Origin of the sequence: Microbulbifer echini, assembly GCF_041447225.1 — a bacterium.
In the GTDB taxonomy this organism is placed as follows: domain Bacteria; phylum Pseudomonadota; class Gammaproteobacteria; order Pseudomonadales; family Cellvibrionaceae; genus Microbulbifer; species Microbulbifer echini.
In genome coordinates this window covers 1-14,286 of sequence record NZ_JBGMEL010000007.1, presented here as the reverse complement: position 1 = coordinate 14,286, position 14,286 = coordinate 1, and the positions used below count along the sequence as shown (strand labels likewise).

The following is a 14,286-nucleotide window of genomic DNA, read 5'->3' as shown; positions in this document are numbered from 1 at the left end:
TGAATACCGCTCCATTTTCACTCCGCCCTTGAAACCCGCCAGCGGGTCCCAATATCTGCTCCCTGTTCCGATTGACGTGTATGGGAGACCTAAGATGACCGTTGAGGCCCACAAAGAGAGCCGCGGGTTCCAGACAGAAGCCAAGCAACTGCTGCACCTGATGATCCACTCGCTCTACTCCAACAAGGAGATTTTCCTGCGCGAGCTGGTATCCAATGCCTCCGATGCTGCCGATAAGCTGCGCTTTGAGGCGCTGTCCAGCCCTGAATTATTTGGTGATGATACGGATCTGCGCATTCGTATTGAGTTTGACAAAGACGCGGGCACCCTGACCATTGCCGATAACGGTATTGGTATGAGCCGCGATGAGGTGATCGAAAACCTCGGCACCATCGCCCGCTCGGGCACCTCTGCGTTTATGCAGCAACTGTCCGGCGACCAGAAGAAAGACGCACATCTGATCGGCCAGTTTGGTGTGGGTTTCTACTCCGCCTTTATTGTCGCTGACAAAGTCGATGTATTTACCCGTCGCGCCGGCCTCGAAGCCGATCAGGGCGTACACTGGGAGTGTCATGGGGAAGCGGAATATTCCGTGGAAACTACTGACGTGCCCCAGCGCGGTACCCGTGTGGTGCTGCACCTGAAAGAAGACGCGAAAGAATTTGCCGATGGCTGGCGCCTGCGCTCTATTATCAAGAAGTACTCCGATCATATCGCCATCCCGGTGCAGATGCTGAAAGAGGAAGTGCCCGCTGCTGAGGGTGAGGAGCAGAAAGAAGAGAAAGCGCCTGAATTTGAAGCGGTCAACGCTGCCCAGGCCCTGTGGACCCGCCCGCGCTCCGAGCTGAAGGCCGAGGAGTACAAGGAGTTCTACAAGCATATTTCTCACGATTTCGATGATCCGCTTATCTGGAGCCACAATCGTGTGGAAGGCAAGCAGGATTACACCAGCCTGCTGTATATTCCCGCCCGCGCACCGTTCGACCTGTACCAGCGCGATGCCGCCCGCGGCCTCAAGCTGTATGTGCAGCGCACCTTTATCATGGACGACGCAGAGCAATTCCTGCCGCTGTACCTGCGCTTTGTGAAGGGCGTACTGGATTCCAATGATCTGCCGCTGAACGTTTCTCGCGAAATCCTGCAGAAAGACCGCAATACCGATGCAATCAAAAACGCTCTGACTAAGCGTGTGCTGGACATGCTCGATAAGCTGGCGAAAAAGGATGGCGATGAGTACCAGAAATTCTGGGATCTGTTCGGCAATGTGCTGAAAGAGGGGCCGGCAGAGGACTTCTCCAATAAAGAGAAGGTCGCCAAACTGCTGCGTTTCGCTACCACGCATGCCGATACCGACAAGCAGGACCAGTCCCTGGAAGATTACGTGGGACGTATGAAAGATGGCCAGAAGGCGATCTACTATGTGTGCGCTGATAACTTCGCCACAGCCAAGTCCAGCCCTTATCTGGAAGTTTTCCGCAAGAAGGGGATCGAGGTCCTGCTGCTAACCGATCAGGTGGATGAGTGGTTTGTCGGCCATATGAACGAGTTTGACGGCAAGCCCTTCCAGGATGTGGCCAAGGGTGCGCTGGACTTGGGCGAAGCCGAAAGTGATGAGGACAAGGCTGAGCGCGAAAAGGTTGAGAAGGAGTCCGGTGCCTTGGTTGAGCGGGTACAGACCGTGCTCGACGGCCGCGTTGAATCCGTGCGCGCTACAACTCGTTTGGTGGATTCACCGGCCTGCCTGGTGGTGAGCGAGCAGGATATGGGGCCGCAGATGCGCCGTATTCTCGAGCAGGCCGGTCAGGCTGTGCCGGAGGCTAAGCCAATTTTTGAACTCAACCCATCGCACCCGCTGGTGCAGCGCCTGGATCAGGAGCAGGATGAAGATCGCTTTGCCGATCTCACTAATATCTTGATGGATCAGGCCAATCTGGCCGCGGGTAATCAGCTGCTAGACCCGGCTGACTATGTGCGTCGCTTGAATACCCTGTTACTGGAAATGCACGACTAGGGAATTCATTGAAACTTCGCGGGCTCACCCTGTGAGCCCTGTGCGCTAAAACCCTGCGGGGCAAGCGTGCTTCTGATGTGCGGCCCCTGCTGTATCGACCCGCCGGCTTTCCGGTTCGGTTGATAGTGGCAGTGGGCCGTTTTCTGTTTTTTCCGTATTATTTTGCAAAATTGCGTGCAAATTACCGCAACTTGAACCCTTTGGGCTGAGGGGGTCATACCTCTATAATCCAGCCCTCGAGAAGCTTTATCGGTATCAATATGCAAAAGGAAACTTCCAATCCCTTCTCCATAGCCGTATTGGGCGGTGGTAGTTTCGGTACGGCCATTGCCAACATTGTGGCGAGCAATGGCCACGACACCCGTCAGTGGATGCGAGATTCGGAGAGTGCGGAAGCCTGTAGGGAAAACCGCGAAAACAGCAAGTATTTGCCCGGAGTGGCTCTACATCCCGAGCTTTGTATCAGTAGCGACCTGCAGGAAGCGGTGCAAGGTTGCAACATTATATTTGTCGCTATCCCCAGTAAATCCTTCCGCGAGGTGGTTCGCCGGGTGGCTCCCCTGCTGAAACCCGGCACTATGCTGATCTCTACCACCAAGGGGATTGAACACGATAGTTTTCACCTGATGAGCGATATCCTGCGTGAAGAGACTACGGGAATGCGCGTGGGGGTATTGAGTGGGCCGAACTTTGCCAAAGAGGTGGTTGCGGGTCATTACACTGCTACGGTGGTTGCGAGTGAGGATGAGGCCCTGTGCAAGGATATCCAGGTCGCCCTGCACTCTGAGACCTTCCGGGTTTACTCCAGTAACGATGTATTTGGTGTGGAGCTGGCTGGCGCCCTGAAAAATATTTATGCGATTATCACGGGTATGGCGGCGGCTTTGGATCGCGGGCAGAACACCATCAGCCTGTTGATCACCCGTTCACTCGCGGAGATGATGCGGTTTGCCGAAGCGATGGGGGCCGATCCTATGACCTTCATCGGCCTCGCCGGGGTTGGAGATTTAATTCTGACCTGCTCCTCCGATCTGAGCCGCAATTACCGCGTGGGCTACCTGGTGGGTAAAGGTAAGCCGCTGGATCGAGCTGTCGCAGAAATCGGTCAGGTTGCCGAAGGGGTTAACACGGTACGTCTCATTAAAAAGAAAGCGGATGAAATGGGCGTGTACATGCCCTTGGTTTCCGCGATTCACGCCATATTATTTGAAGAGCGGCCGATTCCTGAGGTAATTCGCAATTTAATGTCGGGCGCACAAACCTTTGATGTGGCCTACTCGGCCAAGCCTTGATGGAAGCCTTCTATGAAAAATGATGATTTAAAACGCAACCTGACTTCCGGGAATCAGTGGGTGCGGCTGATTTATATGGTGCTGTTCGGCATCTGTCTGCAGATAGCCGGCTGGTTGCTGCTGGCGGTAGTGGTGTTGCAGTTTCTGTTTTCAATCATTGCCGGCAACCCCAATGATAACTTGCGCCGCTTCGGCGACCAGCTGGCTTCCTATATCTACCAGGCTGTGCAGTTTTTAATTTACAACTCCGAGGAAAAACCCTTCCCCTTTGCCGAGTGGCCCGAGTCGGATGTGGAGGATGATCTGTCTCGCTATGAGGGCGCGGAAGAGGTTCCTGTGGAAGTGGTCGCCACTGGTAACGATGATTCAGTCGAGAAAAAAAGCGCCCCCAAAGAGGAAGAGGCTGAGGATGCGATTATTCTCGGCAGCGATACCGTTGAACGGAATGACAAACCGGAGTTGGTGGAGGAGAGTGCCGATAAATCCTCTCGCACTTCATCCGACGAGCAGGGTGAATCCGGCGAACGCGGCGATAAGTATTAGTGGACTGAGAATCTCTTGCTGAGGGCAAGCTGATGCAACTGTTTATCCTGCGCCACGGCAAGGCCGAGCCCATGGCTACTAATGATGCCGCACGCGCGCTCACGGAGCGAGGGCGTCGGCAGGTGGCGCAGGTATGTAAAAAGCGCGTACAGGAGTTGTCCTCGGTAGGCGCTATTTGGGCGAGTCCGTTTGTACGTACTCAGCAAACAGCGGATATTGTCTCCGCGCACTTGGGGCTGCCTGTGATCACAGAGCCCCTATTAATCGGTGATAGCGATCCTCAGCAGCTGCTCGACCTTTTGCAAGAGCAGGGGCCCGATAATTTCCCCATTTTATTAGTGAGCCACCAGCCGCTGGTTGGCAGTTTGCTCAATGGTTTGTGTGGTAGTGGAAACCAGCATTCTATGGGCACTTCCAGCCTCGCCTGCGTCCAGTCAGAGGTGTGGGCCAACAGTTGTGCCGAGCTGAAGTGGTTACAGCACGCCGAGTAGCCAGCCTGCGCTGCTTGTAGCCACCGCCGGCTCGGTGTTTGCTCTCAAATCCCCACCGCGGTGGCGCTTAGTGTCATTGCCCGTTAACCCCTGGGCTTGCACCATCTGTTCCCCAACGTTTTTTATGGAATCAGCGCGCATGATGCAAATCGCCCCCCGCGAAATCAGTCTGGAGTTTGACAGCAAGACCATTGCCGCGAGGCAGTGGGGCGAGGGGGGCGGTGAGCCGGTGCTGGCTCTGCACGGCTGGTTGGACAATTGCGCCAGCTTTGATCGCCTGGCGCCATTGCTTAACGGCATTAATTTGGTGGCAGTGGATATGGCCGGCCATGGGCGCAGCTATCACCGCTCTCCCCATGCCAACTACAACATCTGGGAAGAGGCTGAGGATATTATCGGTATTTCCGAGGCCTTGGGCTGGCACAACTTTTCTTTGCTCGCCCACTCTCGCGGAGCGATTGCCAGTGTGATCACCGCCGGAACTTTCCCTAAGCGGGTCAAGCGCCTAGCCCTGATTGACGGCCTGGTGCCCCCGGCGGCGAAGGATGCCGAGGCGCCGGATAATCTCGCTAAGGCTATCGCCCAGCGCGTGCGCTACAGCCAGCGCAGAGCAAAAATTTACCCTACATTTGTGGCGGCGGTAGAGGCGCGCAAGAACGGTATGTTCCCATTATCGGAGCGGGCGGCGCGCGCTCTAGCAGAGCGCGGCACCCTTCCGCTGGAGGGTGGTTATACCTGGAGTAATGACCCGCGCCTGATGGCTGCGTCTACCGCCAAACTCAATGAGGCTCAGGTGCGCGCTTTCCTGTCTCGCCTGAGTATGCCGGTACGCCTGGTGCTGGCGGAAGGGGGGATTGCCAATATGATCGAACGGCTGCGCCCGGTATTGGCGGGCTATAAAAATATCGAGGCGCGGGAAATGCCCGGCAGCCATCATTTGCACATGGAAGAGGGCGCTGAAGGCATCGCCGAGTGGTTCGGCCCCTTTCTGCGTGGTGACGTCGCCTAGGGCCTGCTAGTACCCCCTAGAAAGGCACTCTTTTGGAGTAGCAGCTGGGATCCATCTCACGCACTTCCACAGAGACTGCCGGTACGCCATCGGCAAATTGGCACAGGCAATTAAACACTGCCGAACTCAGCGTTTCCCGCTCCTTAGCGCCGCGACCTGCCAGTAAGCGGATTTCCGCGTGAATAAAGCTGTCGCCATGTTCCCCAGCGATAAACTGGTCGTAGGCTTTAGCGCGGGTTTTGATAGTGTGTGAGGCGAACAGCCCGGAGCTGTGCATTGCCTCTTGTGCCGAGCTAACCAGAGCGGCAACAGAAATTCTATCTTCCAGGTTTTTTGCGTATTCGATGACTAGGTGGGGCATGGCAATTCACTCTGTGAAACTAGGCGGCCCAGAGGCCGCACCGTGCTGTTGAGCGGATCTTGTTACTAGCGAATCAGGGAAAGGAATTCGTTGCGAGTAGCCTGGTTGCTGCGGAAGGTACCCAGCATGGCCGAGGTCTTCATCACGGAGTTCTGCTTTTCTACACCGCGCATCATCATGCACATATGCTTGGCCTCGATAATAACGCCGACATCGGCGGCACCGGTGACATCTTGCAGGGTTTGGGCAATCTCTACAGTGAGCTGCTCCTGGATTTGCAAGCGGCGCGCGAACATATCGACAATACGCGCCACCTTGGAAAGGCCGACAACCTTGCCATTGGGAATATAGGCTATATGAGCGCGGCCGATAAATGGCAGCAGGTGATGCTCGCACAGGGAGTAGAGTTCGATATCCTTAACCAGCACCATTTCGCTGCAATCGGTGGGGAAGAGCGCATCGCCAACTACCTCTTCTAGGGATTGCTTATAGCCGCGGGTCAGGTATTGCATGGCCTTGGCTGCACGCTCCGGGGTATCTTTGAGTCCGGGGCGTTGCAGATCCTCGCCGATTGCTTCAATAATTCGTGCGTAGTGTTCGTTCATGCTGCTCTTTCCAACATCTCAGCCCGAGGGGCGGGTGCGCTACCCTAAGCGTTTGTAACCCGAGAGTAAAGATCCGCGCGGACCCTAATGAGATCCATAGCACTTAAGGATAGTTTCAATGATAGAAAGGCGTGAATCCAGCCTGCACGAGCTGACCACGGTTTTGGACTATATCCGCTGGGGCGCTAGTCGTTTCAGCGAGGTTGGCCTCTGGTATGGCCACGGCACCGACAATGCCTGGGATGAGGCGGTATTACTGGTAACCCATGCGTTGCATTTGCCGCCCTACAGCAAGCCGGAAATATTACACGCGCGCTTGACCATGGAGGAGCGCCGAGACGTGCTCACACTGCTTGAGCGCCGTTTTAATGAGCGCGCACCGGCGGCTTATCTCACTCATGAAGCGCATTTTTGTGATATGACATTTTACGTGGATGAGCGGGTGCTGGTGCCGCGCTCGCCTATCGGGGAAATGATCCGCCACAATTTTGAACCCTGGCTCAATGTGGAGCCGCTGGCAATTCTCGATCTGTGCTGTGGAAGTGGCTGTATCGGTATTGCCTGTGCCGAAGCATTTCCCGGTGCAAGGGTGGATCTGAGTGATATTTCTGCGGGCGCTATCGAAGTTGCCCAGATCAATATCAATCGCCACGACCTCAACGAACGTGTGCGCGCAGTGCAATCCGATCTTTTCAGTGGCTTGAAGGGCTTCAGCTATGAACTGATTGTGTGCAATCCACCTTATGTGGACGCGCGCGATTTGGCGGAGATGCCGGATGAATACCAAGCGGAGCCGGAGATAGCGCTGGGTTCTGGAGAGGACGGCCTCGACTTTACCCGCCGCTTGTTACTCGAGGCGGCCAATCACCTGCAGCCGGAAGGCTTACTGGTCTGCGAGGTGGGCAATAGCTGGGAAGCTTTGGAGGAGGCGTTCCCAGAAGTGCCGTTTATGTGGCCGGAGTTTGAGGATGGCGGGCACGGAGTGTTCGTGATCAGCCGCGAAGAGCTGCTCGCTTACCAAGCTCACTTCGAAAAAGAGTAATTTCTTTTGTGAATCCGGCAAATAGTATTGTCGGATTCACAGTTAAAGCCACTTGCAAGTAGCGATTGTGCTTTTTGCCCTACCTGGCGCGCGCTGCAAGCAGATCCTTTATAATGCGCGGCTTTCCGCGAAGCCAACCGCTGCAAATCCACCAACTATTATCTGGGAAAGTCGCATATGTCGGGCAACACCTTTGGCAAGCTGTTTTGCGTCACAACTTTTGGCGAGAGCCATGGCCCAGCTTTGGGCTGTATCGTCGATGGATGCCCCCCGGGGCTGGAGATTAGTGAAGAGGAGCTCCAGGTGGAGCTGGATCGTCGCAAACCTGGCACCTCTCGTTATACTACTCAGCGCCGTGAACCGGACCAGGTAAAAATTCTGTCCGGCGTCTTCGAGGGGAAAACCACCGGCACGCCTATCGGTTTAGTGATTGAAAATACTGACCAGCGCTCTAAGGATTACGGCAATATCGCCGAACAGGTCCGCCCGGCGCATGCCGATTATACCTATTGGCAAAAATACGGTATCCGCGACTATCGCGGTGGCGGCCGCTCGTCCGCGCGAGAAACCGCAATGCGTGTTGCTGCTGGAGCTATTGCGAAAAAATGGTTAAAACAGAAATACGGGATTGAGGTGCGCGGCTATCTCTCTCAGTTGGGGCCGATTAAGGTGCAAAAACTGGACTGGGATCAAGTGGAGAGGAACCCCTTCTTCTGCCCAGATGCCGAGCGAGTGCCTGAAATGGAAGCCTATATGCAGGAACTGATTAAGGAGGGTAACTCCATCGGTGCCCGTATTTCAGTTCATGCCCGCGCAGTGCCCGCTGGTCTGGGTGAACCGATTTTCGATCGCCTAGATGCAGATCTGGCCCACGGACTGATGAGTATCAACGCGGTAAAGGGAGTGGAAATTGGAGCCGGTTTTGACAGCGTAGCGCAGAAGGGCACCGAACACCGCGATGAAATCACTCCGGGAGAAGGTTTCCTTTCCAACAATGCCGGTGGCATTCTCGGCGGTATTTCCAGTGGCCAGGATATTGTTGCCCATATCGCTCTGAAGCCCACCTCTAGCCTGCGTATCCCCGGCCGTAGTGTTGATCGTTCCGGCAATGCTATCGAGGTGGTCACCAAAGGTCGCCACGATCCCTGTGTCGGTATTCGTGCGACACCCATCGCCGAAGCCATGATGGCCCTGGTCCTCATCGACCACGTCCTGCGTCACCGAGGCCAGAATGGAGATGTAACACCAGGATAAAATGGGGGGCGGATAAGGTAGCTGTTCAGAAATTCCTCAGGAGTTCGGAGGCTCGCCAAGCCCTTAATCTGAAAAAATTCTAAGTTATCGCAAAGAGCGCATACTCAGTTTTTCCAGCCTGGTAAAGCCAGCTATATATTGGCTCAATTTTATGCTGGCCGCGAAGGCGGTCAGAGGGGCTTAAAACCCCCTTATTACCTCGATTCACTACATGCGTATAAATTTCCGTAGTGCTCACATCCGAATGCCCAAGTAGCTCCTGAATAGTGCGTAGATCGTACCCGGTTTCAAGTAAGTGTGTGGCAAAGCTATGCCGGAATGCATGGCAGCGTGCTGGTTTGTTGATTCCTGCCTTACCCACAGCGGTATTTACTTGGCGCGTTAATGTGGACGAGTGCATATGGTGCCTTCGGTAGATACCTGATCGAGGGCATTTACTGATAGTGTTAGCAGGAAACAGGTATTGCCAAGCGAGTTGTTTGGCAGCATATGGGCATTTTCGATCGAGTGCATCCGGTAGGAAAACCAAACCGTAGCCGGCCAGTAAATCTTGTTGATGAAGAAGAGATACATACTTAACTTGACGTTGTAGATCCTGGATTATTCCCTTCGGAAGAAGAGTAGTTTGATCCTTATTTCCTTTTCCGCCGCGCACAAAAATATTGTTGCTACCAAAATCCAAATCTTTTATTCGGAGAGATAATAGTTCGGCACTACGAAGTCCTGAGCCATACATCAGCTCAATCTGTAATCTGAAGACGCCCTGTAAATGACTAAGAACCGCGGCCACTTCCTCACGACTATAAACAATAGGCAGCCGCCGTTGCTTCTTGACAAGTTTAAAATTCAAGTCTGGGATTTCCTTACCTAAGAACTGCTTGTAGAGATAGGCAATAGCGTTCAAGGCCACTCTTTGTGTATTGGATGCGCAAAGTCCCTGAACAGTGAGGTGGGTAAGGAACGCCTCAACCTCAGCCGAGCCCATGCCTGCAGGGTGTTTCAATCGATTAAAATGAATAAATCGTTTTATCCAATGCGTGTAAGTTTGCTCCGTTCGGTACGATAGTCCTTGTTTGCGAATATGCTGACGCAAAATATCCATAAAACGTTCTGGCTTAGTAGGTAGCTTAGGGCGTATATCATCCATGACGCTTTCTTTAGGCTGTTTTTATATACAGTATTTGCTGTTTTTCTGTATTGTCAATATTGAAGATTAAAAGCAGCTGCTCATATCCACGGTAGCATGAGCGTTAAATCATTGATTCTGAAGGATTTACATCTGTGATTAAAAGCAACAAAATATCAAGATATGATGCAGTTGCAATATATCCACTAGAGTATTTCTATGTCAGCGATAGCTAACTCCTTGATTTGTATATTTTTCCTGCTTTGGTGAATTTTTAATCTTGGGATAGGTTGCAGGGTGATATAATGCAGCTGCTTTTGAATACACTGTTATGTGTCAGAGATAAAATGAGCGATTCTAAACTAACAAAAGAACAGGCTTTCTTGGCGATGTACGCATTTCTAGATGAGTACTACCAAGCAACAAAGTCTGACGATGTTGGCGGCTTACTCGGTAGCATGTCACTACTTAGCGATGGTGGATCAGCTGACCCAGCAGTTCAGAAAGAGTGGGAAGAGGCTATTCAAAAAGTTATGGATGGTAGTGTTAATGCGCAGCTTAGTATCAAAAACACATAACAAGTTTGTCAACGATCGCCCTTCGGGCTGGACCGCTAAAAGCGTGGCTTCGCCACAACGCGGCCCATTACAAAGGCGTTATTGGTCGCTCGCTCCGGTTTTGCGCGGGTTCAGTTAAGAATAGCAGGTGATTATTAGCTTGCTGTATAAAAAAACAGTATTGGCGGGAAAGCCCATAGTCAACGGTTCGACCTTCGTGTAAGCTTCGAAGCTTCAGCGACGCTCGCATAACGAAGTTGATGCGGACGGCGCAGCCGCTTCGAAGCAAGGCCGCGAACCTAGTGCTGCTAATTTTTCTCTCCGAATCGTGGTAGACAGTAAAAGAAAGATATTTGTAGTGAATTTGTACACAGTGCCACGAGCAACAAATAACAACCCGATGATATGGAAACCTAAAAGTTGTCATTCCCTTTGCTTATGCAAAGGCACTGCCAACTTTCTTAACGGTTCCGCATATCTATTTCGTTATGGCTCAGAGTTAACCATTGATGGCTAGTATGAAAAATTCTAAATTATTAATTTTTTCATTGTTTTTGTTGGCCTCTACGGGCTCAAGTTCAGTGAAAGCCTGTTTATTTCCTGAACCTCTTGATTTTGACTACATTGAAAATGCTGACGCAATTTTTATTGGTCATGTATCTAAGTTCATTTATTTTGATAGAAACCCGGTGGCAAAGACGGCTTCATATTCGTTAATTTCTTTTGAGGTTGAAAGTTATCTTCTAGGTGATGATAAAGAATATGAATTGGATGCGTTCTGGCAGGATTACAGTTATATGCCTGAGAATTTCGAGCAAGGTAGATACCTTGTTGCTGTTAAGGGGGAGGCGTTGCCATCAGCTGTGCTGGCGAATCAACCTTATTCTATTGGATCAAAAGCTGTAAAATACAGAATACTACAAGACCCATGCAGGCCCGCTTTTGTTTTAAAGCCAAGTTCAGAAAATTTGCACAAAGTTAATGAAGTAGTGGATGGCATGGGTACAATTGATATCGTTCAGCCATAACAAAGCGCTGCAGACCGACATCTTACTTTGTGCATATTTTGCGCGGTCGCTGTCGCTCCCATTTTTGCACATAATATGCCCAAAGTAAGCTGCGGCTGAGCGCGACGTTAGCATTCCGAAGAGACCATAATGGATATCGTTAATCAAATTCTAAGCTGGCCCGCAATAGTACAGGGTGCCATTGGATCAGGACTTTTTTGGCTTGTGTTGCATCTTGGTCAAAAGATAACAAAAATTTCTCAGTCACTGCTCGGTCGTCATAGGCATGAAGTCGACATGCGGGATAGGATCATCATAGCCGCGCTGGAGTCTCAAGACATCAAGCAAATATCTACGGTTCTGAGTATGGGCTCCTTTTTCGGAATCCATTACATATTTAAAGCACTTATATTTGTTGTATTAGGTTTATGTATTCAGAACATAATACCTACCTTTGGCACAATTGGTTATGTGGGTGGTTTGGTCTATCTTTTCCTGGGCCTACGAGCCTGCCCAGCCTTAGAATCCTATAGCAATAAAATTTCAAAAAAAGAAGAGCCAAAAGTCGAGGCCCAAGAATGCTAACAAGGCCGGGCAGTTTGCTCCGGGCCTGCGGCCCTCCGCGGGACAGCTTACCTTGTACACGTTTTGCACAGGTCGCTTCGCTCCCATTATTGCGCAAAACGCGCACAAGGTAAGCTGCCCCTGCCGGCGGCGTTCAGGCTGTAGAAAAACTCTTAAAAGGTAGCTTTTTTGTTAAAATGGAGGTCTTGATGTCGAGATTATCCATATGCCCAATTTCAAACGTTACGATTACAACCAAAATGCAATGGTCGTCATCAATTTCGAAGAACAACTACAACCTGAAACCTTTGAGTTTACGCTTCATCATCTGATTGATGACCATATCGATCTCTCTGTCTTCCATAAAAAATATCAAAATGATAGCGGCGGGCGAACCGCTTATGATCCAGCTATCCTCCTGAAAATCATATTGTTTGCTTACTCAAAAGGCATTACTTCGAGCCGTGAAATTCAATGGCAATGTGAGAACAATATCCTCTTCAAAGCACTGTCATGCGATACCGTTCCGCATTTTACTAGTATTGCGGGTTTCGTAAGCAGTTATCCTGATGCGATTGAGTCGGTGTTTGAGCAAGTGTTACTGGTCTGCGATCAGCAGGGGCTGCTTGGCAACGAACTTTTCGCAATAGATGGATGCAAGATGCCATCCAATGCCAGCAAAGAACATTCGGGGACTTTTAAAGAGCTAGAACAGAAGTAGGAAAAGATTCGCAAGAAGATCAAACATTGCCTCAAAGAGCACAAGAGGCTTGATGGCAGGAAACCTAAAGAAAAAGAGCGAAAGCAAGCAGTAGCTAAAGCGGCTGATACTCTGCAGAAACACTTTGATAAAATTGATCAGTTCTTAAAGAATCACTCTCCCAGGATGGGGCAAGGTAAAAACCCTAAAGAGGTAAAAAGTAATATCACGGACAATGAATCAGCCAAGATGACTACCAGTAAGGGAACCATTCAGGGCTATAACGGTGTTGCCGCAGTTGATAGGAAGCACCAGATGGTTGTTGAAGCACAGGCCTTTGGAGAGGGGCAAGAACATCATGCACTGAAGCCTATTCTCGATGGCATCAGTTGCCATTATCAGAATATAGGAATAGATGAAGCCATCTTGGCCAAACAGGTCATTATTACTGCTGATACTGGATTCTCCAACGATGCTAACTACAGCTACCTGCGAGAAAACGGCATCAATGCCTACATACCTGGCAATAAATTCCGTTCACGTGATAAAGCTTTTGCCAAGCAAAAAACTAAGTATGGAAAGCGTAATCAAAAAGGTAGAGATAGTGCTAAGCAGACTTTCCCGGCTAGTGAATTTATATTCAACAAGAAAAAGAAAACCTGCATCTGTCCGGCAGGAAAATCCATGCTCTTGTTAAAAGAAGAGCATGTCAGTGAAGGTAAGAAAAAGCTATTGTTCGAAGGGCGCCTCACTGACTGCAGGGAATGCAGTCTTAAAAACCAATGTATGCGAAACCCAGATTCTGCCGGCTCTCGAAAAGGACACGGAAGGCAAGTATCCCTCACTTGGACAAACGGACGGACAGCCACGGACTGGATGAAAAAACGGGTTGATAGTATAGAGGGCAAGACCATTTATGGGCATCGAATGTCTGTTGTTGAGCCGGTATTTGGGAGCATTGGTACCAACAAACGATTGAATCGCTTCTCGCTACGAGGGAAAAGTAAGGTTCAGGGACAATGGCAGATGTTCTGCTTGGTACATAACATTGAAAAGTTGATGAGATATGGCAGTATCCACTGACTGAGGATAAATTAAGGGCATCAAGGCGCCTAAATTTAATACAATGAAAGGAATTTGGTAGTATAGCTAAATTTAGCCCGAAATTTTAATTAGAGGGGTCTGAGGAGTGATAGCTTTTTCTAAAACTATTTTTCTACAGCCTCGTTAGGAGTAAGACTTACCCACGTTTAGTAGACACCCTGTATAGTTAGATTTCGGCCTAACACGGAGGTGTATCATGGGTAAGAAAAGAACTCAGGCGTATACGGAGGAATTCCGCAGAGAAGCAGTTAAGTGAGCGGAAAAGCCTGTAGCAACAACGGCTTCTGTGGTGCGAGAGCTAGGCGTCAGCCACAGCAGATCTACAACTGGCGTCGTTAATTTAATCGACTGTCTGATAAGCATTTTAATAGTTTAGACGGCGTTGACTATTCCAAACAGGAAAGCGCTGAAGTTCACAAGCTCAAGAAGGAACTGCATGAAGCTCGTCAGGAGGTTGAATTTCTAAAAAAGGCAGCTGTGTACTTTGCAAACCACCAAGAGTAAAGTACCCACTGATGCAAGAGCATGTAGGGTCATTCCCGGTTAGCTTGATGTGTCGGTGTTTAGAAGTCTCAAGATCGGGTTATTATCGATGGCGGGGGCGGTTGCCATCTGCTCGC

14 protein-coding genes and 1 pseudogene are annotated in these 14,286 nt (G+C 50.7%); 11 read left to right on the top strand and 4 right to left on the bottom strand.

What is annotated here, in order from left to right; translation table 11 throughout:
* The first annotated feature begins 94 nt into the window (after positions 1-94).
* From htpG to sixA, 4 genes are all read left to right on the top strand, one after another.
* Positions 95-2,011, top strand: coding sequence for a molecular chaperone HtpG (gene htpG, locus ACCI51_RS08365; RefSeq protein ID WP_299588598.1), 1,917 nt, complete (start codon positions 95-97; stop codon positions 2,009-2,011).
* Between the two features lie 260 nt (positions 2,012-2,271).
* A complete protein-coding gene (locus tag ACCI51_RS08360; RefSeq protein WP_299588600.1) occupies positions 2,272-3,303 on the top strand; it encodes an NAD(P)H-dependent glycerol-3-phosphate dehydrogenase in 1,032 nt (343 codons plus the stop codon).
* A gap of 12 nt (positions 3,304-3,315) precedes the next feature.
* Positions 3,316-3,846: a DUF4389 domain-containing protein gene (locus ACCI51_RS08355; protein WP_371843267.1), complete on the top strand. Its 531-nt coding sequence runs from the start codon at positions 3,316-3,318 to the stop codon at positions 3,844-3,846.
* A 32-nt stretch (positions 3,847-3,878) separates the two neighbouring features.
* Positions 3,879-4,337, top strand: coding sequence for a phosphohistidine phosphatase SixA (sixA, locus tag ACCI51_RS08350; RefSeq protein WP_371843266.1), 459 nt, complete (start codon positions 3,879-3,881; stop codon positions 4,335-4,337).
* Here sixA and ACCI51_RS08345 read toward each other — a convergent pair.
* Positions 4,320-4,478, bottom strand: coding sequence for a hypothetical protein (locus ACCI51_RS08345; protein WP_371843265.1), 159 nt, complete (start codon positions 4,476-4,478; stop codon positions 4,320-4,322). The genes sixA and ACCI51_RS08345 overlap by 18 nt on opposite strands.
* On the opposite strand from ACCI51_RS08345, the gene ACCI51_RS08340 reads away from it, so the two are divergent.
* Entirely contained in the window at positions 4,477-5,346 is an 870-nt protein-coding gene (locus tag ACCI51_RS08340) for an alpha/beta fold hydrolase (protein WP_371843264.1), read from the top strand. The two genes, ACCI51_RS08345 and ACCI51_RS08340, sit on opposite strands and share 2 nt — an antisense overlap.
* Before the next feature lie 16 nt (positions 5,347-5,362).
* On the opposite strand, the gene ACCI51_RS08335 is transcribed toward ACCI51_RS08340, so the two are convergent.
* Both ACCI51_RS08335 and folE read right to left on the bottom strand, forming a co-directional pair.
* On the bottom strand, positions 5,363-5,707 hold the full coding sequence (locus ACCI51_RS08335) for a 5-carboxymethyl-2-hydroxymuconate Delta-isomerase (protein WP_299588616.1): 345 nt from the start codon (positions 5,705-5,707) through the stop codon (positions 5,363-5,365).
* Between the two features lie 65 nt (positions 5,708-5,772).
* The gene (gene folE, locus ACCI51_RS08330) at positions 5,773-6,312 is read right to left on the bottom strand and encodes a GTP cyclohydrolase I FolE (protein ID WP_299588620.1); all 540 of its coding nucleotides are present in this window, start codon (positions 6,310-6,312) and stop codon (positions 5,773-5,775) included.
* Between the two features lie 118 nt (positions 6,313-6,430).
* Between folE and prmB the strand changes: the two genes are divergently transcribed.
* Together prmB and aroC are read left to right on the top strand one after the other, a co-directional pair.
* On the top strand, positions 6,431-7,354 hold the full coding sequence (gene prmB / locus ACCI51_RS08325; RefSeq protein WP_299588623.1) for a 50S ribosomal protein L3 N(5)-glutamine methyltransferase: 924 nt from the start codon (positions 6,431-6,433) through the stop codon (positions 7,352-7,354).
* 177 nt (positions 7,355-7,531) lie between these two features.
* Positions 7,532-8,608, top strand: coding sequence for a chorismate synthase (gene aroC / locus ACCI51_RS08320; protein ID WP_299588626.1), 1,077 nt, complete (start codon positions 7,532-7,534; stop codon positions 8,606-8,608).
* Positions 8,609-8,687: 79 nt separating this feature from the next.
* On the opposite strand, the gene ACCI51_RS08315 is transcribed toward aroC, so the two are convergent.
* Complete coding sequence (locus ACCI51_RS08315; RefSeq protein WP_371843263.1) at positions 8,688-9,755, bottom strand: integron integrase; 1,068 nt, start codon at positions 9,753-9,755, stop codon at positions 8,688-8,690.
* Between the two features lie 326 nt (positions 9,756-10,081).
* On the opposite strand from ACCI51_RS08315, the gene ACCI51_RS08310 reads away from it, so the two are divergent.
* The 4 genes and pseudogenes from ACCI51_RS08310 (at position 10,082) to ACCI51_RS19470 (ending at position 13,645) form a co-directional block, all read left to right on the top strand.
* A complete protein-coding gene (locus ACCI51_RS08310; protein ID WP_143732312.1) occupies positions 10,082-10,312 on the top strand; it encodes a hypothetical protein in 231 nt (76 codons plus the stop codon).
* 488 nt (positions 10,313-10,800) lie between these two features.
* Positions 10,801-11,319: a hypothetical protein gene (locus tag ACCI51_RS08305; protein ID WP_299589574.1), complete on the top strand. Its 519-nt coding sequence runs from the start codon at positions 10,801-10,803 to the stop codon at positions 11,317-11,319.
* A gap of 129 nt (positions 11,320-11,448) precedes the next feature.
* A complete protein-coding gene (locus tag ACCI51_RS08300) occupies positions 11,449-11,883 on the top strand; it encodes a hypothetical protein (protein ID WP_299589579.1) in 435 nt (144 codons plus the stop codon).
* Between the two features lie 205 nt (positions 11,884-12,088).
* Positions 12,089-13,645 (top strand): annotated as a pseudogene (locus ACCI51_RS19470) (IS1182 family transposase).
* Positions 13,646-14,286 lie beyond the last annotated feature (641 nt).

What these genes read in the sequence shown, in the direction of transcription:
- htpG (WP_299588598.1), top strand. Translation starts at nt 95, where the DNA reads ATGACCGTTGAGGCCCACAAAGAGAGCCGCGGGTTCCAGACAGAAGCC.
- ACCI51_RS08360 (WP_299588600.1), top strand. Translation starts at nt 2,272, where the DNA reads ATGCAAAAGGAAACTTCCAATCCCTTCTCCATAGCCGTATTGGGCGGT.
- ACCI51_RS08355 (WP_371843267.1), top strand. Translation starts at nt 3,316, where the DNA reads ATGAAAAATGATGATTTAAAACGCAACCTGACTTCCGGGAATCAGTGG.
- sixA (WP_371843266.1), top strand. Translation starts at nt 3,879, where the DNA reads ATGCAACTGTTTATCCTGCGCCACGGCAAGGCCGAGCCCATGGCTACT.
- ACCI51_RS08340 (WP_371843264.1), top strand. Translation starts at nt 4,477, where the DNA reads ATGATGCAAATCGCCCCCCGCGAAATCAGTCTGGAGTTTGACAGCAAG.
- ACCI51_RS08345 (WP_371843265.1), bottom strand. Translation starts at nt 4,478, where the DNA reads ATGCGCGCTGATTCCATAAAAAACGTTGGGGAACAGATGGTGCAAGCC.
- ACCI51_RS08335 (WP_299588616.1), bottom strand. Translation starts at nt 5,707, where the DNA reads ATGCCCCACCTAGTCATCGAATACGCAAAAAACCTGGAAGATAGAATT.
- folE (WP_299588620.1), bottom strand. Translation starts at nt 6,312, where the DNA reads ATGAACGAACACTACGCACGAATTATTGAAGCAATCGGCGAGGATCTG.
- prmB (WP_299588623.1), top strand. Translation starts at nt 6,431, where the DNA reads ATGATAGAAAGGCGTGAATCCAGCCTGCACGAGCTGACCACGGTTTTG.
- aroC (WP_299588626.1), top strand. Translation starts at nt 7,532, where the DNA reads ATGTCGGGCAACACCTTTGGCAAGCTGTTTTGCGTCACAACTTTTGGC.
- ACCI51_RS08315 (WP_371843263.1), bottom strand. Translation starts at nt 9,755, where the DNA reads ATGGATGATATACGCCCTAAGCTACCTACTAAGCCAGAACGTTTTATG.
- ACCI51_RS08310 (WP_143732312.1), top strand. Translation starts at nt 10,082, where the DNA reads ATGAGCGATTCTAAACTAACAAAAGAACAGGCTTTCTTGGCGATGTAC.
- ACCI51_RS08305 (WP_299589574.1), top strand. Translation starts at nt 10,801, where the DNA reads ATGGCTAGTATGAAAAATTCTAAATTATTAATTTTTTCATTGTTTTTG.
- ACCI51_RS08300 (WP_299589579.1), top strand. Translation starts at nt 11,449, where the DNA reads ATGGATATCGTTAATCAAATTCTAAGCTGGCCCGCAATAGTACAGGGT.